The organism is Micromonospora sp. NPDC049580, from assembly GCF_040675595.1.
Taxonomy (GTDB): domain Bacteria; phylum Actinomycetota; class Actinomycetes; order Mycobacteriales; family Micromonosporaceae; genus Micromonospora.
The window spans coordinates 1-16,638 of sequence record NZ_JBFAPG010000086.1 but is presented as its reverse complement, the minus strand read 5'-3'; the positions used below and the strand labels follow the sequence as shown (position 1 = coordinate 16,638).

At 72.3% G+C, this 16,638-nt stretch carries 11 protein-coding genes and 1 pseudogene; 5 read left to right on the top strand and 7 right to left on the bottom strand.

From position 1 onward, the window contains the following. Positions 1–102: 102 nt before the first annotated feature. Positions 103–1,035, bottom strand: coding sequence for an ABC transporter ATP-binding protein (locus tag AB0J68_RS10630; RefSeq protein ID WP_363937732.1), 933 nt, complete (start codon positions 1,033–1,035; stop codon positions 103–105). A gap of 164 nt (positions 1,036–1,199) precedes the next feature. Here AB0J68_RS10630 and AB0J68_RS10625 point away from each other — a divergent pair, with 164 nt between their 5' ends. Next, positions 1,200–3,473, top strand: a complete 2,274-nt coding sequence (locus AB0J68_RS10625; protein ID WP_363937729.1) for a TRAP transporter fused permease subunit — start codon at positions 1,200–1,202, stop codon at positions 3,471–3,473. Then, entirely contained in the window at positions 3,437–4,450 is a 1,014-nt protein-coding gene (locus AB0J68_RS10620) for a TAXI family TRAP transporter solute-binding subunit (RefSeq protein ID WP_363937727.1), read from the top strand. The genes AB0J68_RS10625 and AB0J68_RS10620 overlap by 37 nt, the downstream gene beginning before the upstream one ends. Positions 4,451–4,457: 7 nt before the next feature. Here AB0J68_RS10620 and AB0J68_RS10615 read toward each other — a convergent pair whose 3' ends face one another. Together AB0J68_RS10615 and dnaG are read right to left on the bottom strand one after the other, a co-directional pair. Beyond that, on the bottom strand, positions 4,458–4,994 hold the full coding sequence (locus AB0J68_RS10615; protein ID WP_363937724.1) for a hypothetical protein: 537 nt from the start codon (positions 4,992–4,994) through the stop codon (positions 4,458–4,460). Then, a pseudogene (gene dnaG / locus AB0J68_RS10610) lies at positions 4,995–6,897 on the bottom strand (DNA primase). It lies immediately after the preceding gene. 114 nt (positions 6,898–7,011) lie between these two features. On the opposite strand from dnaG, the gene AB0J68_RS10605 reads away from it, so the two are divergent. Further along, the gene (locus AB0J68_RS10605; RefSeq protein WP_363937721.1) at positions 7,012–8,214 is read left to right on the top strand and encodes a low temperature requirement protein A; all 1,203 of its coding nucleotides are present in this window, start codon (positions 7,012–7,014) and stop codon (positions 8,212–8,214) included. A gap of 3 nt (positions 8,215–8,217) precedes the next feature. Here the strand turns inward: AB0J68_RS10605 and AB0J68_RS10600 are convergent, their stop codons facing one another. From AB0J68_RS10600 to AB0J68_RS10590, 3 genes are read right to left on the bottom strand one after another with little or no spacing between them, the layout of a single operon-like run. Continuing rightward, positions 8,218–9,048 (bottom strand): siderophore-interacting protein, encoded by an 831-nt coding sequence (locus AB0J68_RS10600; protein ID WP_363937719.1) that lies wholly within the window; start codon positions 9,046–9,048, stop codon positions 8,218–8,220. A 14-nt stretch (positions 9,049–9,062) separates the two neighbouring features. Next, positions 9,063–10,316 carry a deoxyguanosinetriphosphate triphosphohydrolase gene (locus tag AB0J68_RS10595; RefSeq protein ID WP_363937716.1) on the bottom strand — a complete coding sequence of 418 codons (1,254 nt, stop codon included), beginning with the start codon at positions 10,314–10,316 and terminating at the stop codon, positions 9,063–9,065. Further along, entirely contained in the window at positions 10,313–10,660 is a 348-nt protein-coding gene (locus AB0J68_RS10590) for a VOC family protein (RefSeq protein ID WP_354854637.1), read from the bottom strand. Before AB0J68_RS10590 ends, AB0J68_RS10595 begins: the two co-directional genes overlap by 4 nt. A gap of 247 nt (positions 10,661–10,907) precedes the next feature. On the opposite strand from AB0J68_RS10590, the gene AB0J68_RS10585 reads away from it, so the two are divergent. Continuing rightward, positions 10,908–11,408, top strand: a complete 501-nt coding sequence (locus AB0J68_RS10585) for a roadblock/LC7 domain-containing protein (protein WP_355135290.1) — start codon at positions 10,908–10,910, stop codon at positions 11,406–11,408. A gap of 117 nt (positions 11,409–11,525) precedes the next feature. Here the strand turns inward: AB0J68_RS10585 and ppdK are convergent, their stop codons facing one another. Next, positions 11,526–14,234, bottom strand: a complete 2,709-nt coding sequence (ppdK, locus tag AB0J68_RS10580; protein ID WP_363937713.1) for a pyruvate, phosphate dikinase — start codon at positions 14,232–14,234, stop codon at positions 11,526–11,528. Between the two features lie 257 nt (positions 14,235–14,491). Between ppdK and AB0J68_RS10575 the strand changes: the two genes are divergently transcribed. Then, positions 14,492–16,219: a beta-N-acetylhexosaminidase gene (locus AB0J68_RS10575; protein ID WP_363937710.1), complete on the top strand. Its 1,728-nt coding sequence runs from the start codon at positions 14,492–14,494 to the stop codon at positions 16,217–16,219. Positions 16,220–16,638: the final 419 nt, after the last annotated feature.

Here is a 16,638-nt window from a genome sequence, read left to right as displayed (position 1 = left end):
CTGCTGCTCCCTGGCCAGCTGCACCCGGTGCCACTACGCGGTCGAACCCGATCGCTACACCTGCCCGAGTCCAAGATCTGCGAAGCGAGCGGCGGCACGGGCTCAGTCGACCAGGGTGCGGCCGGTCAGGTGCAGGAAGACGTCCTCCAGGCCGCTGCGCCGCACCAGGACGTTGGCCGGGTTGAGCCCCAGCGCGCCGACCTCGGCGACCGCCGCGTCGCCGTCGGGCACGTAGAGCAGGACGCGGTCGGGCAGCACCTCGACCCGCTCCCCCACACCGTCGAGCTTGCCGGCGAACGGCTCCTGCGACTCGGCGGCGAAGCGCAGCTCGACCACCTCGCGGGTGGAGTGCTCCTCGATCAGCGCCCGGGGTGAGCCCTCGGCGACGATCCGCCCGCCGTCCATCACCACCAGCCGGTCGCAGAGCTGCTCGGCCTCATCCATGTAGTGCGTGGTGAGCACCAGCGTCACGCCCTGCTGCTTGAGCCGGAACAGTCGCTCCCACACCAGGTGCCGCGCCTGCGGATCGAGCCCGGTGGTCGGCTCGTCGAGCAGCACGATCTCCGGGTCGTTGACCAGGGCGCGGGCGATGGTCAACCGGCGCTTCATCCCACCGGAGAGCGGCTCGACCTTACTGTCGGCCCGCTCGGTGAGCTGGACGAAGTCGAGCAGCTCGGCGGCCCGTTCCCGGGCGACCCGGCGCGAGATGCCGAAGTAGCGGGCGTACACCGTGAGGTTTTCCCGGACGCTCAGCTCCGGGTCGAGATTGTCCATCTGCGGGCACACGCCGAGCCGGGCCCGGATCGCCGGCCCGTCGCGGACCGGATCCAGGTCGAGGATGCGCAGCTCACCGCCGCTCGGCGGAGAGATGCAGCCGACCATTCGCATGGTGGAGGACTTGCCGGCGCCGTTGGGCCCGAGGAAACCGAACGCCTCACCCGAGCGCACCTCGACGTCGATGCCGTCGACGGCGGTGAAGTCACCGAACCGCTTCACCAGCCCACGAGCCTGAATCAGTGGTCGCCCCGGAGTCACCGCCCGACCCTAGCGGCCGGATCCGACAGCTTTCCACGGAAATTCGGGCCCAGCGTGCAGATCCGGCATGCGAAACGCCGCGGCACGGGCCGTGAACACCCCGAGGAGACACGAACACTCTTCGCTGCCCCACCCGCCGGCCAATCGACGTGTATCGTCCGATTGTGTCGCCCATCCGTTCGCCCGACGGTTCGTCGCCACCCTCACGACCAGCCAACTCTCCCGTCAGTGAGCCCGGCCCGGCCGAGAACGGGTCGCCACCTCGCCCCAGAGCGCCCCACGCCAGCTCAGCCGACACCAGCACGCCGGAAGGCACCGATTCGGCCGAGCGGCTCGGCGATGATGCTCGGGCCGTTGACGAGCGCGCCACCCGGGAGCTGGCCGCCCAGTTCGAGGACGAGAAGCCGGGCCGGGTGCTGTCCGGGCCGGCCGGCCTACTCTTCACCGCAGCGGCGCTGGCGGTCGGCCTTCTCGCCCTGTGGCAGGTCTTCCGCCCTCTGGCGCAGGGCAGCAAATACTATTTGATCATCTTCCTGGCGGGCATGCTGCCGCCGGTCTTCCTGGTCCACCCGGCGGGCCTGCGAATGCCGGCCTGGCGGCGGCGCAGAAGCGACAGCGACAGCGACGGCAGCGCTCTGGCGCGGCCCACCGCCGTGGACTGGGCACTGGCCGTCCTGGCGGTGGCCGCCTGCCTCTACCCCGTCCTACCGATCCCCCTGGGTACGGGTGGCGGCGGTTACAACGCCTTCCTCGACCGGCAGGGTCTGCTGGCACCCCCGGATCTGGTGCTGGGCACCATCCTGCTGCTCCTGCTGCTCGAAGCGTGCCGGCGCACCACCGGGTGGATCCTGCCCGCGGTCTGCCTGCTGTTCCTCGGCTACGGCTACTACGGCGGGTTGCTGCCGCAGTCCTGGCCGGTAGCCCACGCCGGGCTCGACTTCAGCCAACTGGTCGACGCGTTCTACAACTCCGACAGCGGCTTCTACGGCACCCCGCTGGACGTGGCGGCCTCGTACATCGTGCTGTTCACCATCTACGGCGCGGTTCTGGAACTGTCCGGGGCGGGGCGGTTCTTCGTCGAGCTGTCGGCGGCGGCGTTCCGCCGCTCGCGCACCGCCGCCGGGCGTACGGCGGTGGCCTCCGGCTTCCTGCTCGGTACCGTCTCCGGGTCCGGGGCCGCCACGACGGTGAGCATCGGGGCGGTCACCTGGCCGCTGCTGCGCCGTGCCGGCTACCCGGCCGAGCGCGCGGGCGGCATGCTGGCCGCCGCCGGTGTGGGCGCGATTCTCTCCCCGCCCACCCTGGGCGCGGCGGCGTTCATCATCGCCGAGTATCTGGGCGTCTCGTACCTGCAGGTGCTGAGCTGGGCAACCGTGCCGACCGTGCTCTACTACCTCGGCATCCTGCTCTCCGTGGAGATCGACGCCCGCCGCTCGGGCGTACGCCCGGTGGTGATCGACGTCGGCTCACCGTGGCGCCTGCTGGCCCGGTTCGGCTACCACTTCGCCTCGCTGATCGCCATCGTCGTGTTCCTCGCCGTCGGCATGTCCGCGACGAGGGCGGTCGTCTTCGCCACCCTCCTGGCCGCCGCGCTCTCCTTCCTGGACCGTACGCACCGGCTCACGCCACCCCGGCTGATGACCGCGCTCGTCACCGGGGTGCGCGGCGCGCTCGCGGTGACCGCCGTCTGCGCCGCCGCCGGCATCATCACGGCGACCACCACCAAGACCGGCCTCGGGCCGCAGGCGGCGGCGCTGCTGGTCGGCGGGGCCAAGGCGGCCACCTCCAACCCGACTGTCGTGCTGGCGCTCACCGCGCTGCTCGCTGCCGTCGCACTGAGCCTGCTGGGCCTGGCCGTGCCGGTCACCGCCTCGTTCGTGATCGGTTGGGTGATCGTCGGCCCGGCCCTGCTCGACCTGGGTGTGACAGCGCCCGCCGCGGCGATGTTCGTCTTCTACTTCGCGGTCCTGTCCGAGGTGTCCCCGCCCACCGCGCTCGCGGCAGTGGCCGCCGCCGCCGTCACCGGCGGCCGGTTGGTGCCGACCATGTGGCAGACCCTGCGCTACGCCCTGCCGGCCTACCTGATCCCGATCGCGTTCGTGATCACGCCGGCCGGCCTCGGTCTGCTGGGCATCGGCGGCGTCCTGCGGATCGCCTTCGCCGCCGTGGTGACGGCGCTCAGCGTGTCCGTGCTGGCCGTCGCCGCCGGTGGCTGGCTGCCCGGCGTGGGTCCCGCCGGCGCCCCGGAACGCGTGCTCGGCGCCATCGCCGGCGTCACCCTGCTCTGGCTCGAACCCGTGCCGGTCGCGGTCGGCGTGGCGCTGGCCGCCATCGCCGTAGCGGGAGTGCTCGTCCGACGCGGATCCACGGGCCGACCGCGAACACCAACAGAGGAGAAACTGTGCGACGAATCGACGTACGACTCGCGGCGGGCCTGAGCGTGCTCGCCCTCGTCACGACCGCGGGCTGCGGTGGCCAGCAGGGCGGCGCCGCCGAGGACGACACGTCCAGCGCGGTCACCTGCGAGGTGGCCCGGGAGACCCGGGTCGGCATCGCCACCGGTAACGCGACAGGCGTCTACTACCCGATCGGCAACGCCCTGGCCGGGCAGTTGTCCGGGTCGACCGGCGGCAAGCTCACCGGCACCGCCGCCGAGACCGGCGCCTCGGTGCAGAACGTCGAGCAGTTGGTCGGCGGCCAGTACGACGTGGCGTTCTCGCTGTTCGACACGGCGGTCAACGCGGTCGAGGGCAAGGGCAGCTTCTCCGCGCCGCAGCCGGTGCAGGCGTTGGCCCGCCTCTACGACAACTACACCCAGGTGGTGGTCCGTAAGGACTCGGGAATCACCTCGGTGGCCGGCATGCGCGGCAAGCGGATCTCCACGGGCTCCCCGAAGTCCGGCACCGAGGTGATGGCGAACCGGCTGCTGGAGGCCGCCGGACTCGACCCGGCCAAGGACGTTCGGGCCCAGCGGCTCGACCTGACCAAGACGGTCGAGGGAATGAAGGACGGCAGCATCGACGGCTTCTTCTGGTCCGGCGGTCTGCCCACCGGCGGCCTGACCGACCTGTTCACCACCGCCGGCGAGACCGTGCGGTTCGTCGACATCGCGGCCCTGCTGCCGAAGCTGACCGCGCTGAGCCCCGGCTACCAGGCCGGCACGATCGGTCGGGACGTGTACCGGACGGCGACCGACACCCCGACCATCGTCGTACCCAACGTGCTGCTGGTCCGCGAGGATCTGGACGCCAACGTCGCCTGCGCGATCACCCGGACGGTGTTCGACAAGCGCGACGTCCTGGCCCAGGCCAACCCGGCGGCCAAGGGGATCTCGCTGGAGAAGGCCCGCAGGACCCTGCCGGTGCCGCTGCACCGCGGCGCCGAGAAGGCGCTGAACGACCTCGGCGCGAAGTGACGGCCGGTCAGCCGTCGGCCGGCGCGGTGGCGGCGCGGGCCGCGGCGACCAGCCGGTCGGTCTCGGCGAGCAGGGCCGCGTCGTCCGCCGGTGCGCCGGGATCGAGGCGGACCGTCCAGGTCAGACCGTCCACGCCGGCCACCCGCCGGGCTGCGACCCGGGCCGCGCCGCCGGGCACCGGCTGGTGTTCGGTGTACGCGACGGAGCGCGTCACCCGTGCCCGCACCTGGTGCGGCAGCTCACCCGGGTCGAGCAGCAGGTACGTCTCGGCTGGGCCGTCGGCGACCACGGTGTAGCCGTCGCGCTCGACGACCGTCTCGGCGGGCGTGACGGTCAGCTCCCGACCGGACCAGACCGCCTTGAGCACGTCGTGCCAGCCGATGCGGTGCCCCCGGCCGGGCAGCCACAGCCCGAGGTTGCTGGCCACGACGACCCCGTCGCCCTCGCCGTTGCCCGCCGCCGACCAGGCGAGCACCCGCTCGTCGGCGGTCAACGGTGGCCGGTCGGCCGGCGGCAGCTTCGGCTTGCGGCTGAACAGTCCCATCTAGAGCCCTCCCGCGGCCTGCTCGCGCAACGCCCGGGCATGCTGCTCCAGCGACAGCAGTTCGCCGAAGGCGGCGAAGTACTCGTCCTTGTTGTTGACCGGGTTGATCCGCTGGATCCGCGACTTGAGGTCGCGGATGCGGGCCGTCACCGACCCGAACTGCACCCGAGCCATGGTGATCGACACGTAGCGTGGGTCCGGTTCACCGTCGATCCGCAGCGGCTCCACGGCCAGCTCGCCGACCAGCGCCGCCGAGGCCAGGTCGGCGCAGGCGTCGCGGACCTTCTCGATCCAGACGGCGCCGCCGGTCGCCGACACGGCCCCACCGGCCGCCGCGATGGCTGTACGCACCCCGGCGTGGACCGGGTTCCGGTATTCCGTGGCCTCGACGGCGTCGAACATGGGCCCGGCCAGCACCGGCTGTTGGAGGGCGAGCTTCAACGCCTCGCGCTCGACCATCGACAGCGGGCTGTCCAGTGCCGGTTCGGGGCGAGCCGACTCGGGCCGGGCGGCGGGTGCGGCATCCCGGGTGCCGGGCGGCGGGGTGTTGGCGGCGGCGAGCACCGCCCGCTGCACCGGCTCGATCTCCATCCCGAGGTCCATGGCGAGCTTGCGGACGTACTCCGGACGCTTCTCCCGGTCCTTGAGTCGCGCGACCAGCGGCGCGGCGTGGCGCATGGCCTCGACCCGGCCGTCGACGGTGTCCAGGTCGAAGCGGCTGATCTCGTGGCGCAGCGCGAAGTCGACCAGGGGCTCGCGCCGGGCGACCAGGTCGCGGACCGCCAGGTCGCCCTTGGCCAACCGCAGGTCGCACGGGTCCATGTTGTCCGGGCTGACCGCGATGAACGTGCGCCCGACGAAGCGCTGGTCGTCTTCGAAGGCGCGCAGCGCGGCCTTCTGGCCGGCGGCGTCGCCGTCGAAGGTGAAGATGATCTCGCCGGCCACCTCGTCGCTGTCGAACAGGAGGCGGCGCAGAACCGAGATGTGGTCCGCGGCGAAGGCCGTGCCGCAGGTCGCCACCGCCGTCGTCACCCCGGCCAGGTGGCAGGCCATCACGTCGGTGTAACCCTCGACGATCACCGCCCGGCCCTGCTTGGCGATCTCCCGCTTGGCCTGGTCGATGCCGTAGAGCACGTGCGACTTCTTGTAGATCGGCGTCTCGGGGGTGTTCAGGTACTTCGGGCCGTCGTCGTCGTCGAAGAGCTTGCGCGCGCCGAAGCCGATCACGTCGCCGGCGAGGTCCCGGATCGGCCACAGCAGCCGGCGTCGGAAGCGGTCGATGAGCGTGCCCGAGCGGGACTCCCGGGAGAGCCCGGCGGTGACCAACTCCTGATGGGTGAAGCCCTGCTGGCGCAGGTGCTTGGTGAGCAGGTCCCAGCCATCCGGCGCGAACCCGCACCCGTAGCGCTCGGCGGCGGCCCGGTCGAAGCCCCGTCTGGCCAGGAACTCCCGGGCCAGCCGCGCCCCGGCGGTGCTGAGTTGCGCCCGGTAGAAATCGACAGCGGCGGCGTGCGCGGCCACCAGGCGCTGCCGTTGGCCCTGCTGCGGGCGGGGACGCGGGGTGCTCCGGTCGTCCTCGACGTAGCGCAGCTGGATGCCGGCACGCCCGGCCAGCCGCTCGACCGACTCGACGAAGCTGAGGTGCTCCGCGTCCATCAGGAACTTGATCGCGTCGCCGCCGGCCCCGCAGCCGAAGCAGTACCAGACGTTGCGGGCCGGCGAGACGTTGAACGACGGGCTCTTCTCGTCGTGGAACGGGCACAGGCCCTTGAGGTTGCCGCCGCCAGCGGACTTCAGGGTGACCGTCTCGGAGATCACATCCCCGATCGAGGTGCGTTCCCGGACCAGTGCGATGTCCTCGTCCCGGATCCGCCCAGCCATGCGCCACCCCCTCGGCGTACATCCTGCCCTGCCGGGCCGACGACACGCCGGCCGGGGGACACCGGTGTGGCGGGGGCCGCCGTCGGGCTCACCCGTTCCGGCCCGGCCGCCGGGACCGCGCGGGGACCATGACCAGATGCGCAGGGTACGCGGTGACGGCGCTCGCCGGCGGAGCCGGATCCTCGGGCGGCTGGGGCTGCGTGGCGTGGCGCCCGCCCAGGACGAGGCAGGCCACCGGCACGCCACCTGGCTCGAACTCTTCCTCGACCTCATCTTCGTGTACGCGCTGGCGGCCGTCGTACGTCGGCTCGGCGACGACCCGACCCCGGCGCCGACGGCCGTGCTGGCCGTGATCGGGCTGTTTCTGGTGGTCCAGTGGTGCTGGCTGGGGCAGGTCTTCTACGACAACCGGTTCGACCCGGACGACGCGCCGCACCGGCTGCTGGTGCTGGTCGCCCTGGTCGGCGCCGGCGCGATGACGCTCGGCGTCGACGAGGTGCCGGAGAGCGTGCTGCTTCCGGTGGGATACCTGGTCGTGCGGGGTGTGCTGCTCCTGCTGTATCTACGGGCCCGACCGACCAGCCCGATGGCCCGGACGGTGACCACGATCTACCTGCTCGGCTTCGGGACGGGCTGGCTCATCTGGCTGGCCTCGCTGGTCGCCCCCACCGGGTCGCGCCCGACGCTGTGGATCATCGCGATGGTCATCGAGCTGGCCACCCCCTGGGTGGGCCGACGCTGGCTGAACGACTGGCCGGTGGACAACCGGCACCTGCCGGAACGCATCGGCCAGTTCACGATCATCGTGTTGGGCAGCGCGATGGCAAACCTGCTCTTCGCGGTGCCGGATCACCCTCCACCGCACATGATCCTGACGGCCGGGCTGGCCTTCCTCATACCGGCGGCCGTCTGGTGGGCGTACACCGCCTTCGTCACCACCCGGGTGCTGCAGAGCCGATTACGCGGCGGGCAGGCGTACGGCTACCTGCACCTTCCGCTCGGCGGTGCGTTGTTGCTGCTGGGCTGGGCCCTCGGCCAGGTGGTCCGACTCGTCGACGACAACGTGCGCCACCTGCCGCTCGAACTGCGACTGGTGCTGGCCGCCTCCGTGATCGTCTGGACGTTGTGTGGGCTGGCCCTGTCCTGGTTGTGGTGCCGGCCGAGCGCGGGCCGGCTGGCGATCACCGGGTACGGGATTGTCTCGGTCGGCGTGGTCACCACCTGGGTGCACGAACCGAAGCTGATGCTGCTGTTGCTCGCGGTGGCGATCGTCGGGTACGCCGTGCTGCTCAGCCGGGCCCTCGGCAAACTCGACGAGGACCCGGCAGTCGGCGCCTGACGCTCAGGCAGCGGCCGGCTCCTCCGCGGGGACCTGCCGGTTCCAGTCCGCCTTGGTGGAGCGCCAGCCCTCGTCGTCCATGCCGCGCCGCCAGTAGCCGGAGATGGAGAGACGGTCGGCGGGCACGCCCCGCTCGCCGCGCAGCAGCCGGCGCAGCTCCCGGACGAACGTCGCCTCGCCGTGCACGAAGGCGTGCACGGAACCGGGCGGGAACTCCAGCTCCCGCACCGCCGCCACCAGGGCGTCGCCCACCGGGCGGTCACCCCGGTGCAGCCAGGTCAGCTCCACGGCGCCGGGGCTGAGCAACTGCTGCTCCTCCGCCGGGTCGGCGATCTCGACGAGGACCCGGGCCGGAGCGCCCAACGGCAGCCGTTCCAGGGCGGCGGCGATCGCCGGCAGGGCGCTCTCGTCGCCGACCAGGAGGTGCCAGTCCGCGTCCGGGTCCGGCGCGTACGCCCCGCCGGGGCCGACGAAGTGCACCGGGTCACCCGGGCGCAGCGCCGCGGCCCACGGGCCGGCCAGCCCCTCGTCGCCGTGGTGCACCACGTCCACGGTCAGCTCCCCGGCCAGCGGGTCCCACCGCCGCACGGTGTACGCGCGCAGCCGGGGCCACTGCTCCCGGGGCAGGTCCCGGCGGATCGCGGCGAGGTCCAGCGGCTGCGGGTACGCGACGCCGGGCGCCGGAAAGACCAGCTTGATGTAGTGGTCGGTGAACTCGCCCACCGGCAGGCCGGTCAGCTCGTCCCCACCGAGGACGAGCCGGATCAGGTGCGGGGTGGGTCGCTCGGTGCGCAGCACCTGGACCGAGGTGACGTTCCTTGGGCGTTCCGTCATGCACTTAGGTTAGCCTAAGTTGCTGTGGTCGCCTCCGGCGGTGCGCCGCCGCCAACCAGACGGGTGTGCCAGCTCATCGCCGCCGGGTCGGTGAGCGAGGCGATCTGGTCGATCACCACGCGCAGCCGGGCCGCGTCGTCCGGCGCGGCCCGCCACAGCGGGGCGAACACCGGGTCGAGCCCGTCCGGGGCCCGTCCGACCAGCGCCGCCGCCAACTCGGCCAGCATCGTCCGCTGCCGCTCGTAGCGACCCCGGAAGCCGGTGCGCCGCATCACGTAGCGCAGGGCGATGCCCTTGAGCAGCGCGCACTGGGCCCGGACCCGTCTCGGCACCACCAGATCGGCGGCGTAGCGGCGGTGCGGCCCGGGGCCGTACCGCTCCTCGGTGGCCGCCACCGCCGCCGACACGAACCGACCGGTCAGGCCGCTCGTGGTGGCCTTCAGCGCGACCTGGGCGCGGTGGCTGCCGTCGTAGCCGACGAGGGGGGCGAGCAGCGGGTCAGCCAGCAGCTCGACCAGCACCTCGGCCAGGTCGGCCGGAGACTCCCCGGAGTAGGCGGCGGCCACGTCGGCGCAGAGCGCGGCCCGCTCGTCGGCGTCCGCGAGCAGCGGGCGCAGCGCGACGTACCCGCCGTGGATGCCGTCCTCCACGTCGTGCACCGAGTACGCGACATCGTCGGCCCAGTCCATCACCTGCGCCTCCAGGCAGCGCCGGTCGCCGGGCGCACCGGCCCGGATCCAGCCGAAGACCGCCGCGTCGTCGGCGTACACCCCGAACTTGCGCTGCCCGTCGCGGCGCGGCCAGGGGTACTTGCCGATCGCGTCCAGCGACGCCCGGGTGAGGTTCAGCCCGGCCGACGAACCGTCCGGGGCGAGCACCTTCGCCTCCAGCCGGGTCAGCACCCGCAGCGTCTGAGCGTTGCCCTCGAAGCCGCCGCAGGGCGCGGCGAGCAGGTCCAGCGCCGCCTCGCCGTTGTGCCCGAACGGCGGGTGCCCGAGGTCGTGGGCGAGCCCGGCGACGTCCACCACGTCCGGGTCGCACCCCAGCCGGGCGCCCATCTCCCGGGCGATCTGGGCCACCTCCAGCGAGTGGGTCAGCCGGGTCCGCAGGAAGTCGTCGGTGCCGGCGGTGTGCACCTGGGTCTTGGTGGCCAGCCGGCGAAACGCCGCGGAGTGCAGCACCCGGGCCCGGTCACGCTCGTACGGCGACCGGCGGTGGCCGGTGTCCTTGGGCGGCTCCTGGACCAGCCGGGCGTCCGATGGGTTCACTTTTGGCGCAGAACGCAGAACTCGTTGCCCTCCGGGTCGGACAGGACCGTCCAGTCGACGTCACCCTGGCCGATGTCGACGTGCCGGGCGCCCATGTCGACCAGACGCTCGACCTCGGCCTCCTGGTCGGCCGGGCGGAGGTCGAGATGCAACCGGTTCTTGCGCTCCTTGCCGTCGGTCACCGGCACGAAGACCAGCCCGGGAAGGCGGTCGGCGGACTGGCGGATCTCCACCTCGTCCGGTCTCTCGGTGACGACCTGGTATCCGAGCGCCTCGGCCCACCAGCGGGCCAGTCGGGCCGGATCGCGGGCATCGATGGTCAGGTTCTCCCAGACGCTGGTCATACAACCACCTTTCCCGTCGACGGCGGACACAGTCGGCCGTGTGAGCGAGCCAAGGTTACGCCCGCCGATGCCGCTCGGCCTGCCCGCGACGCAGCACCGGCGCGCGCGCAACCGCCGATCGGTCCCCAGTTGTGGACCGATCGCCCTGGGTTACGGGCTCGCGGGCGGAAGTGGCCACCGGTAGCGTTCCCAGCGCGGAAAGTGACCAACCGACCGAGACGCGGAGCCGACCGCTAGGGAGACGCTCGTGGATGCAGACACGGTGGTGGGAACGGAACTGCTCGGGCTGCGTCGACGCCGGCCCGAGGTCGCCGGTGCCGTGCTGGCCGGCACCGACGGGCTGCTCATCTCCAGCGACCTGCCGAGCACCGACGCCACCCACCTCGCCGCGCTCGCCGCGGCCAGCTACGGGCTCGGTCACCGGGTCGCCGACACGGTCCGGCGGGGCGAGTTCCGCGAGTCGGTGGTGTGCACCACCGACGGCTGCGTGGTCACCTACCCGGCCGGGCGCAGCGCCCTGCTGACACTGGTCACCGGGTCGGCGGCGAAGGATCTGGAGGGGCTGCACGAGGAGGCCCGGGTGGTGGCGCACCGGGCCGGCCGTGTGCTGGACACCCGGGGCGGCGGGATCGGCGCCACGGCGGTACCCGACGCGCACGCGCCGCTGGCCGTGCGTACCCCGATGGCGACCCTGCCGACGCAGCTGCGCCGCTCGGCCCGACCCACCTGGCGTCGCCCGCCGATCTGAGCGCCGACGACGGCCCGGCCCGCCGCAGATCTGGGCGCGCCAGCGACGGCCCGGTCCGCCGCCGATCTGGGCACGCTGGCGGCGGCCCGGTCGTCCGGGCCGCCGCCGGCGTCCGCGTCAGCGGCTGTCCGACCCGTCGGTCTCCACGGCTGCCCGGCCGGCCTCCAGGCGGGCCACCGGCACCCGGAACGGCGAGCAGGACACGTAGTCGAGACCGACCTCGTGGAAGAAGTGCACCGAGTCGGGGTCCCCGCCGTGCTCGCCGCAGATGCCGAGCTTCAGCCCGGGCCGGGCGGCCCGGCCCTCCTCGGCGGCGATCCGGATCAGTCGGCCGACCCCGTCCCGGTCGATCGACTCGAACGGCGAGATGCCGAAGATGCCCAGTTCCAGGTAGCGCCAGAAGAACGCGCCCTCGACGTCGTCCCGGGAGAAGCCCCAGGCCATCTGGGTGAGGTCGTTGGTGCCGAAGGAGAAGAATTCGGCCGCCTCGGCGATCTGCCCTGCGGTCAGCGCCGCCCGGGGCACCTCGATCATGGTGCCGATCAGCACCTCGACTCCGCTGTCCCCGACCACCTCGGCGATGATCTTCTCGGCCTCGGCGCGTACCGTCTCCAGCTCCTGCACGGCTCCGACGAGCGGCACCATGATCTCCGGCTTGGCCACCCGGCCCTCCCGGGCGCAGGTCACCGCCGCCTCCGCGATGGCCCGGACCTGCATCGCGAACAGGCCGGGGATGACCAGGCCGAGGCGGACGCCGCGCAGCCCGAGCATCGGGTTCTCCTCGTGCATCCGCCGGACGGCGGCGAGCAACGCCTCCTCCTTGGCCACGTCCTCGCCGCGTTCCTGCGCGACCGCGACGTTGACGGCGAGCTGCTCCAAGGGCGGCAGGAACTCGTGCAGCGGCGGGTCGATCAGCCGGACGGTGACCGGCAGCCCGTCCATCTCGTGGAAGATCTGCACGAAGTCGGCCCGCTGCAACGGCAGAAGCGCCTCCAGCGCGGCCTCCCGCTCGTCCGCGGCGCGCGCCAGGATCAGCCGCTCGACCAGCTCCCGCCGGTCGCCGAGGAACATGTGCTCGGTGCGGCACAGCCCGATGCCCTCGGCGCCGAAGCGCCGGGCACGGGCGGCGTCCGCGCCGGTGTCGGCGTTCGTGCGGACCGCCAGCCGCCGCCTGCCGTCGGCGTGCGTCATGATCCGGTGTACGGCCCGGACGAGCGCGTTGTCGATGTGCTCGGGGTCGAGGCTGCCCTCGAAGTACTGCACGACCTCCGACGGCATGACCGGCACCTCACCGAGGTACACCTTGCCGGTGGTGCCGTCGATGGAGACGACGTCGCCCTCGTTGACGGTCCGCCCGGCCACGGTGAACCGCTTCGCCGGCACGTTCACGTCGATCGCGTCGGCGCCGGAGACGCAGGTCTTGCCCATTCCCCGGGCCACCACGGCGGCGTGGCTGGTCTTGCCGCCGCGCGAGGTGAGAATGCCCTTGGCGGCGATCATGCCGTTCAGGTCGTCCGGGTTGGTCTCCCGGCGGACCAGGATCACCGACTTGCCCTCGGCCGCCAGCTCGACGGCCCGCGCGGAGGTGAAGACCACCGTGCCGGACGCCGCGCCCGGTGAGGCGCCGATGCCCGTGGCGACCGCCTCGAACTCGTGGTCGAGCTGGAAGCGGGGGAACATCAGCTGGGCGAGCTGTGCGCCGTTGACCCGGTGCAGCGCCTCGTCCAGGTCGATCAGGCCCTCGTCGATGAGCTGCCCGGCGATGACGAACGCGGCGGCGGCGGTGCGCTTGCCGACCCGGGTCTGCAACATCCACAGCTTGCCGCGCTCGATGGTGAACTCGATGTCGCACAGATCCCGGTAGTGCTCCTCCAGCCGGGCCATGAACGAGAGCAACTCGTCGTAGGACTTCTTGTCGAGCTGCTCCAGCTCCTGCAACGGCACGGTGTTGCGGATGCCGGCGACCACGTCCTCGCCCTGCGCGTTGGCCAGGTAGTCGCCGTAGATGCCCTGCGCGCCGCTGCCCGGGTCACGGGTGAAGGCGACACCGGTGCCCGAGTCGGGGCCGAGGTTGCCGAAGACCATGGTCACCACGTTGACCGCGGTGCCGAGATCGGCCGGGATGCGCTCCTGGCGGCGGTAGAGCACCGCGCGCTCGGCGTTCCACGACTCGAAGACCGCCCGGATGGCCAGGTCGAGCTGTTCCCGCGGCTGCTGCGGGAACTCCCGGCCGGTGTGCTTGGCGAAGATCTTCTTGTACGCGTCGACCAGCCCGCGCAGGTCGTCCGCGTCCAGGTCCAGGTCGTTGTGCGTACCCTTGGCGCTCTTGGCCTCGTCGAGGGCGTGCTCGAACTCCTCGCCCGGCACCTCGCAGACGGTCTTGCCGAACATCTGGATCAGCCGGCGGTAGGAGTCCCAGGCGAACCTGTCGTTGCCCCCCGCCTGCGCGGAGAGCCCGACCACGCTCTGGTCGTTGAGGCCGACGTTGAGGACGGTCTCCATCATGCCGGGCATGGAGAACTTGGCCCCGGAGCGGACGGACACCAGCAGCGGGTCCCCCGGGTCGCCGAGGCGCTTGCCCATCGCCCGTTCCAGCGACTCCAGGTGCGCCTCGATCTGACCGGCGAGGCCGTCCGGCTCCCGCCCGGTCGCGAGGTACGCCTGGCAGGCCTCGGTCGTGATGGTGAAGCCGGGCGGGACGGGCAGACCGAGGTTGGTCATCTCGGCGAGGTTGGCCCCCTTGCCGCCGAGCAGGTCCTTGAGATCCTTGTTGCCCTCGGAGAAGTCGTAGACGTACTTGTGTTCGTCGGTCTCTTGCGCTGCCACCAGAGCCTCCCACGCGCGCCGGATTGACACTTAACGAAGGTTCAGGGCGAAGGTTAAGCGAAGATCGGGTGGCCTGGGACCGTTCGGTGACAATAGGCACAGCCATCACGACTATCCGCGTTCGTACCGGTTTTTGGGAACGCTTCCACGCGCACGATCACGCATCTCCGCCGGTCCTCGTATTCTTGACGGCACTGGTTCTGTCGAAACTCGCTTTTGCCATATCCGACGCGAATAACCCCTCCGGAGCCGTCGTCGTGTCATCCCTTCCGCTCTCCTCCCCCGCCCCCGAGCCGACCCCGACGGCCACCGTCGCCGACTCGGCCGCAGTGCCCGCGCACCAGCCGGAGGCCGGCGACCTGGCTGTGCTCGCCGCGCGGGCGGCCGGCGACGACCTGCTCGCCCCTGCGGTACGTCTCGACAGCGTCGTACCGGCACCGGAACGGGTCGAACCGGACCCCACCGCGTCCTTCGTGCTCACCGGGGGCACGGCCATCCGGGTCAGCGCCCACCCGGGCGCCCGCGCGGTGGCCGACCACCTCGCCGAGCTGCTCCGACCGGCAACCGGGTTCCTCCTGCCGGTCGCCGACACCCGTGCGGTCGGGCCGACCGGCCCGCTGACGCTCACCCTGGCCGCCACGCCCGCCAGCCCGGCCCCCGCCGTCGAGCGCCCGACCACCGACCTCGGGGCGGAGGGCTACCGGCTCGACGTGACCACCGCCGAGGTTCGCCTCGTCGCCGACACCCCAACCGGTCTCTTCTACGGCGTACAGACGCTCCGGCAACTGCTCCCCGCCGCCGTGGAGAACCCGACTCCGGTGACCACGCGCTGGTCGCTGCCCGGCGGCACGATCCTGGACCGACCCCGCTTCCCCTACCGGGGCGCGATGCTCGACGTGGCGCGACACTTCTTCGCCGTCGAGGACGTCCTACGGGTGATCGACCACCTCGCCCGCTACAAGCTCAACCACCTGCACCTGCACCTCACCGACGACCAGGGGTGGCGCATCGCCGTCGACTCCTGGCCGAAGCTGACCACCGTCGGCGGGGCGAGCGAGGTCGGCGGCGGCCCCGGCGGGCACTACACCAAGGCCGACTACCGGCGGATCGTCTCCCACGCGGCCGCCCGGCACGTCACGCTGGTCCCGGAGATCGACCTGCCCGGCCACACCAACGCGGCGCTCGTCGCCTACCCCCAGCTCGCACCGGACAAGCTCGCGCCGCCGCCGTACACCGGCACCGAGGTCGGCTTCAGCTACGTCGACCCGGCCGACGAGCAGACGTACGACTTCATCGCCGACGTGCTCGGCGAGGTGGCCGCCCTCACCCCCGGGCCGTGGCTGCACATCGGCGGCGACGAGGCGTTCAAGGTCAAGGGTGCGGTCTACACCGATTTCGTGGAGAGGGCGCAGCGGATCGTCGCCGACACCGGCAAAACCGTGGTGGGCTGGCACCAGCTCGCCCCGGCCGCACACCTCGACGGGCGGGTCCTGCAGTGGTGGGGCACCGACGCCGACGATCCCACCACGGCCGACGCGGTCCGGCGGGGCGCCCGGCTGATCCTCTCCCCCGGCAACCACGCCTACCTGGACATGAAGTACGCCGAGGACACCCCGATCGGGCACGACTGGGCCGGCCTCATCGACGTACGGCGGGCGTACGACTGGGATCCGGGCACGCACGTCGCCGGCGTGCCCACCGCGGCCGTCCTGGGCGTGGAGGCCCCGCTGTGGACCGAGTCGGTCACCTCGCTCGCCGACATCGAGTTCATGCTGTTTCCCCGGTTGCCCGCCATCGCCGAGCTCGGCTGGTCACCCCGAGCCGCGCACGACTGGGCCGGATTCCGCGAGCGCCTGGCCGGGCACGGCCCACGCTGGTCCACCGCCGGGATCACCTTCCACCGCTCCCCCGAGATCCCCTGGCCGGCGACCCCCACGGTCCCCCGGCAACACCGCGCACCCCAGAACGACCCGACAACCCCCTGAAGGCGCGGCACACCGCGAGGTCGCCGTCAGCGGCGTGCCGCCCACCGACGGACACCGTGCACGCATGATCGTGCTCGATCCCGGATGTAGTGGTCTCGCCCGCGTGGTGAGGGCCCTGTTTCCAGGATCGAGCACGATCATCCGGTGGCGGTGGGGCCGCGTGGAGGTGATCGACTCGGGTTCGGTGATGTCGGGGTGTCCGGCGCGCCCGGATACCCCGGTATCGCCGAACCCGAGTCGATCAACCCCGGGTGGTGGCGGAGTCCGTTTCTGGTGGGCGGTTTGTCTGGTTTCGTCGATGGCGTCCCGTGGTCGGCGCCACGCTGGTGGCGGAATCGGGGACCCGGCGGTGGACCAGCGTGGGCCGTGCCCGGCCAGGCGCTCGCGGAATCCGGCCCAGTCGTGCGCGGCTCGGGGTG

Coding starts and splice junctions, on each gene's coding strand:
- AB0J68_RS10615 (WP_363937724.1), bottom strand. CDS start 4,994: ATGGGACTGTTCAGCCGCAAGCCGAAGCTGCCGCCGGCCGACCGGCCA.
- AB0J68_RS10590 (WP_354854637.1), bottom strand. CDS start 10,660: ATGACCAGCGTCTGGGAGAACCTGACCATCGATGCCCGCGATCCGGCC.
- AB0J68_RS10605 (WP_363937721.1), top strand. CDS start 7,012: ATGCGCAGGGTACGCGGTGACGGCGCTCGCCGGCGGAGCCGGATCCTC.
- AB0J68_RS10600 (WP_363937719.1), bottom strand. CDS start 9,048: ATGACGGAACGCCCAAGGAACGTCACCTCGGTCCAGGTGCTGCGCACC.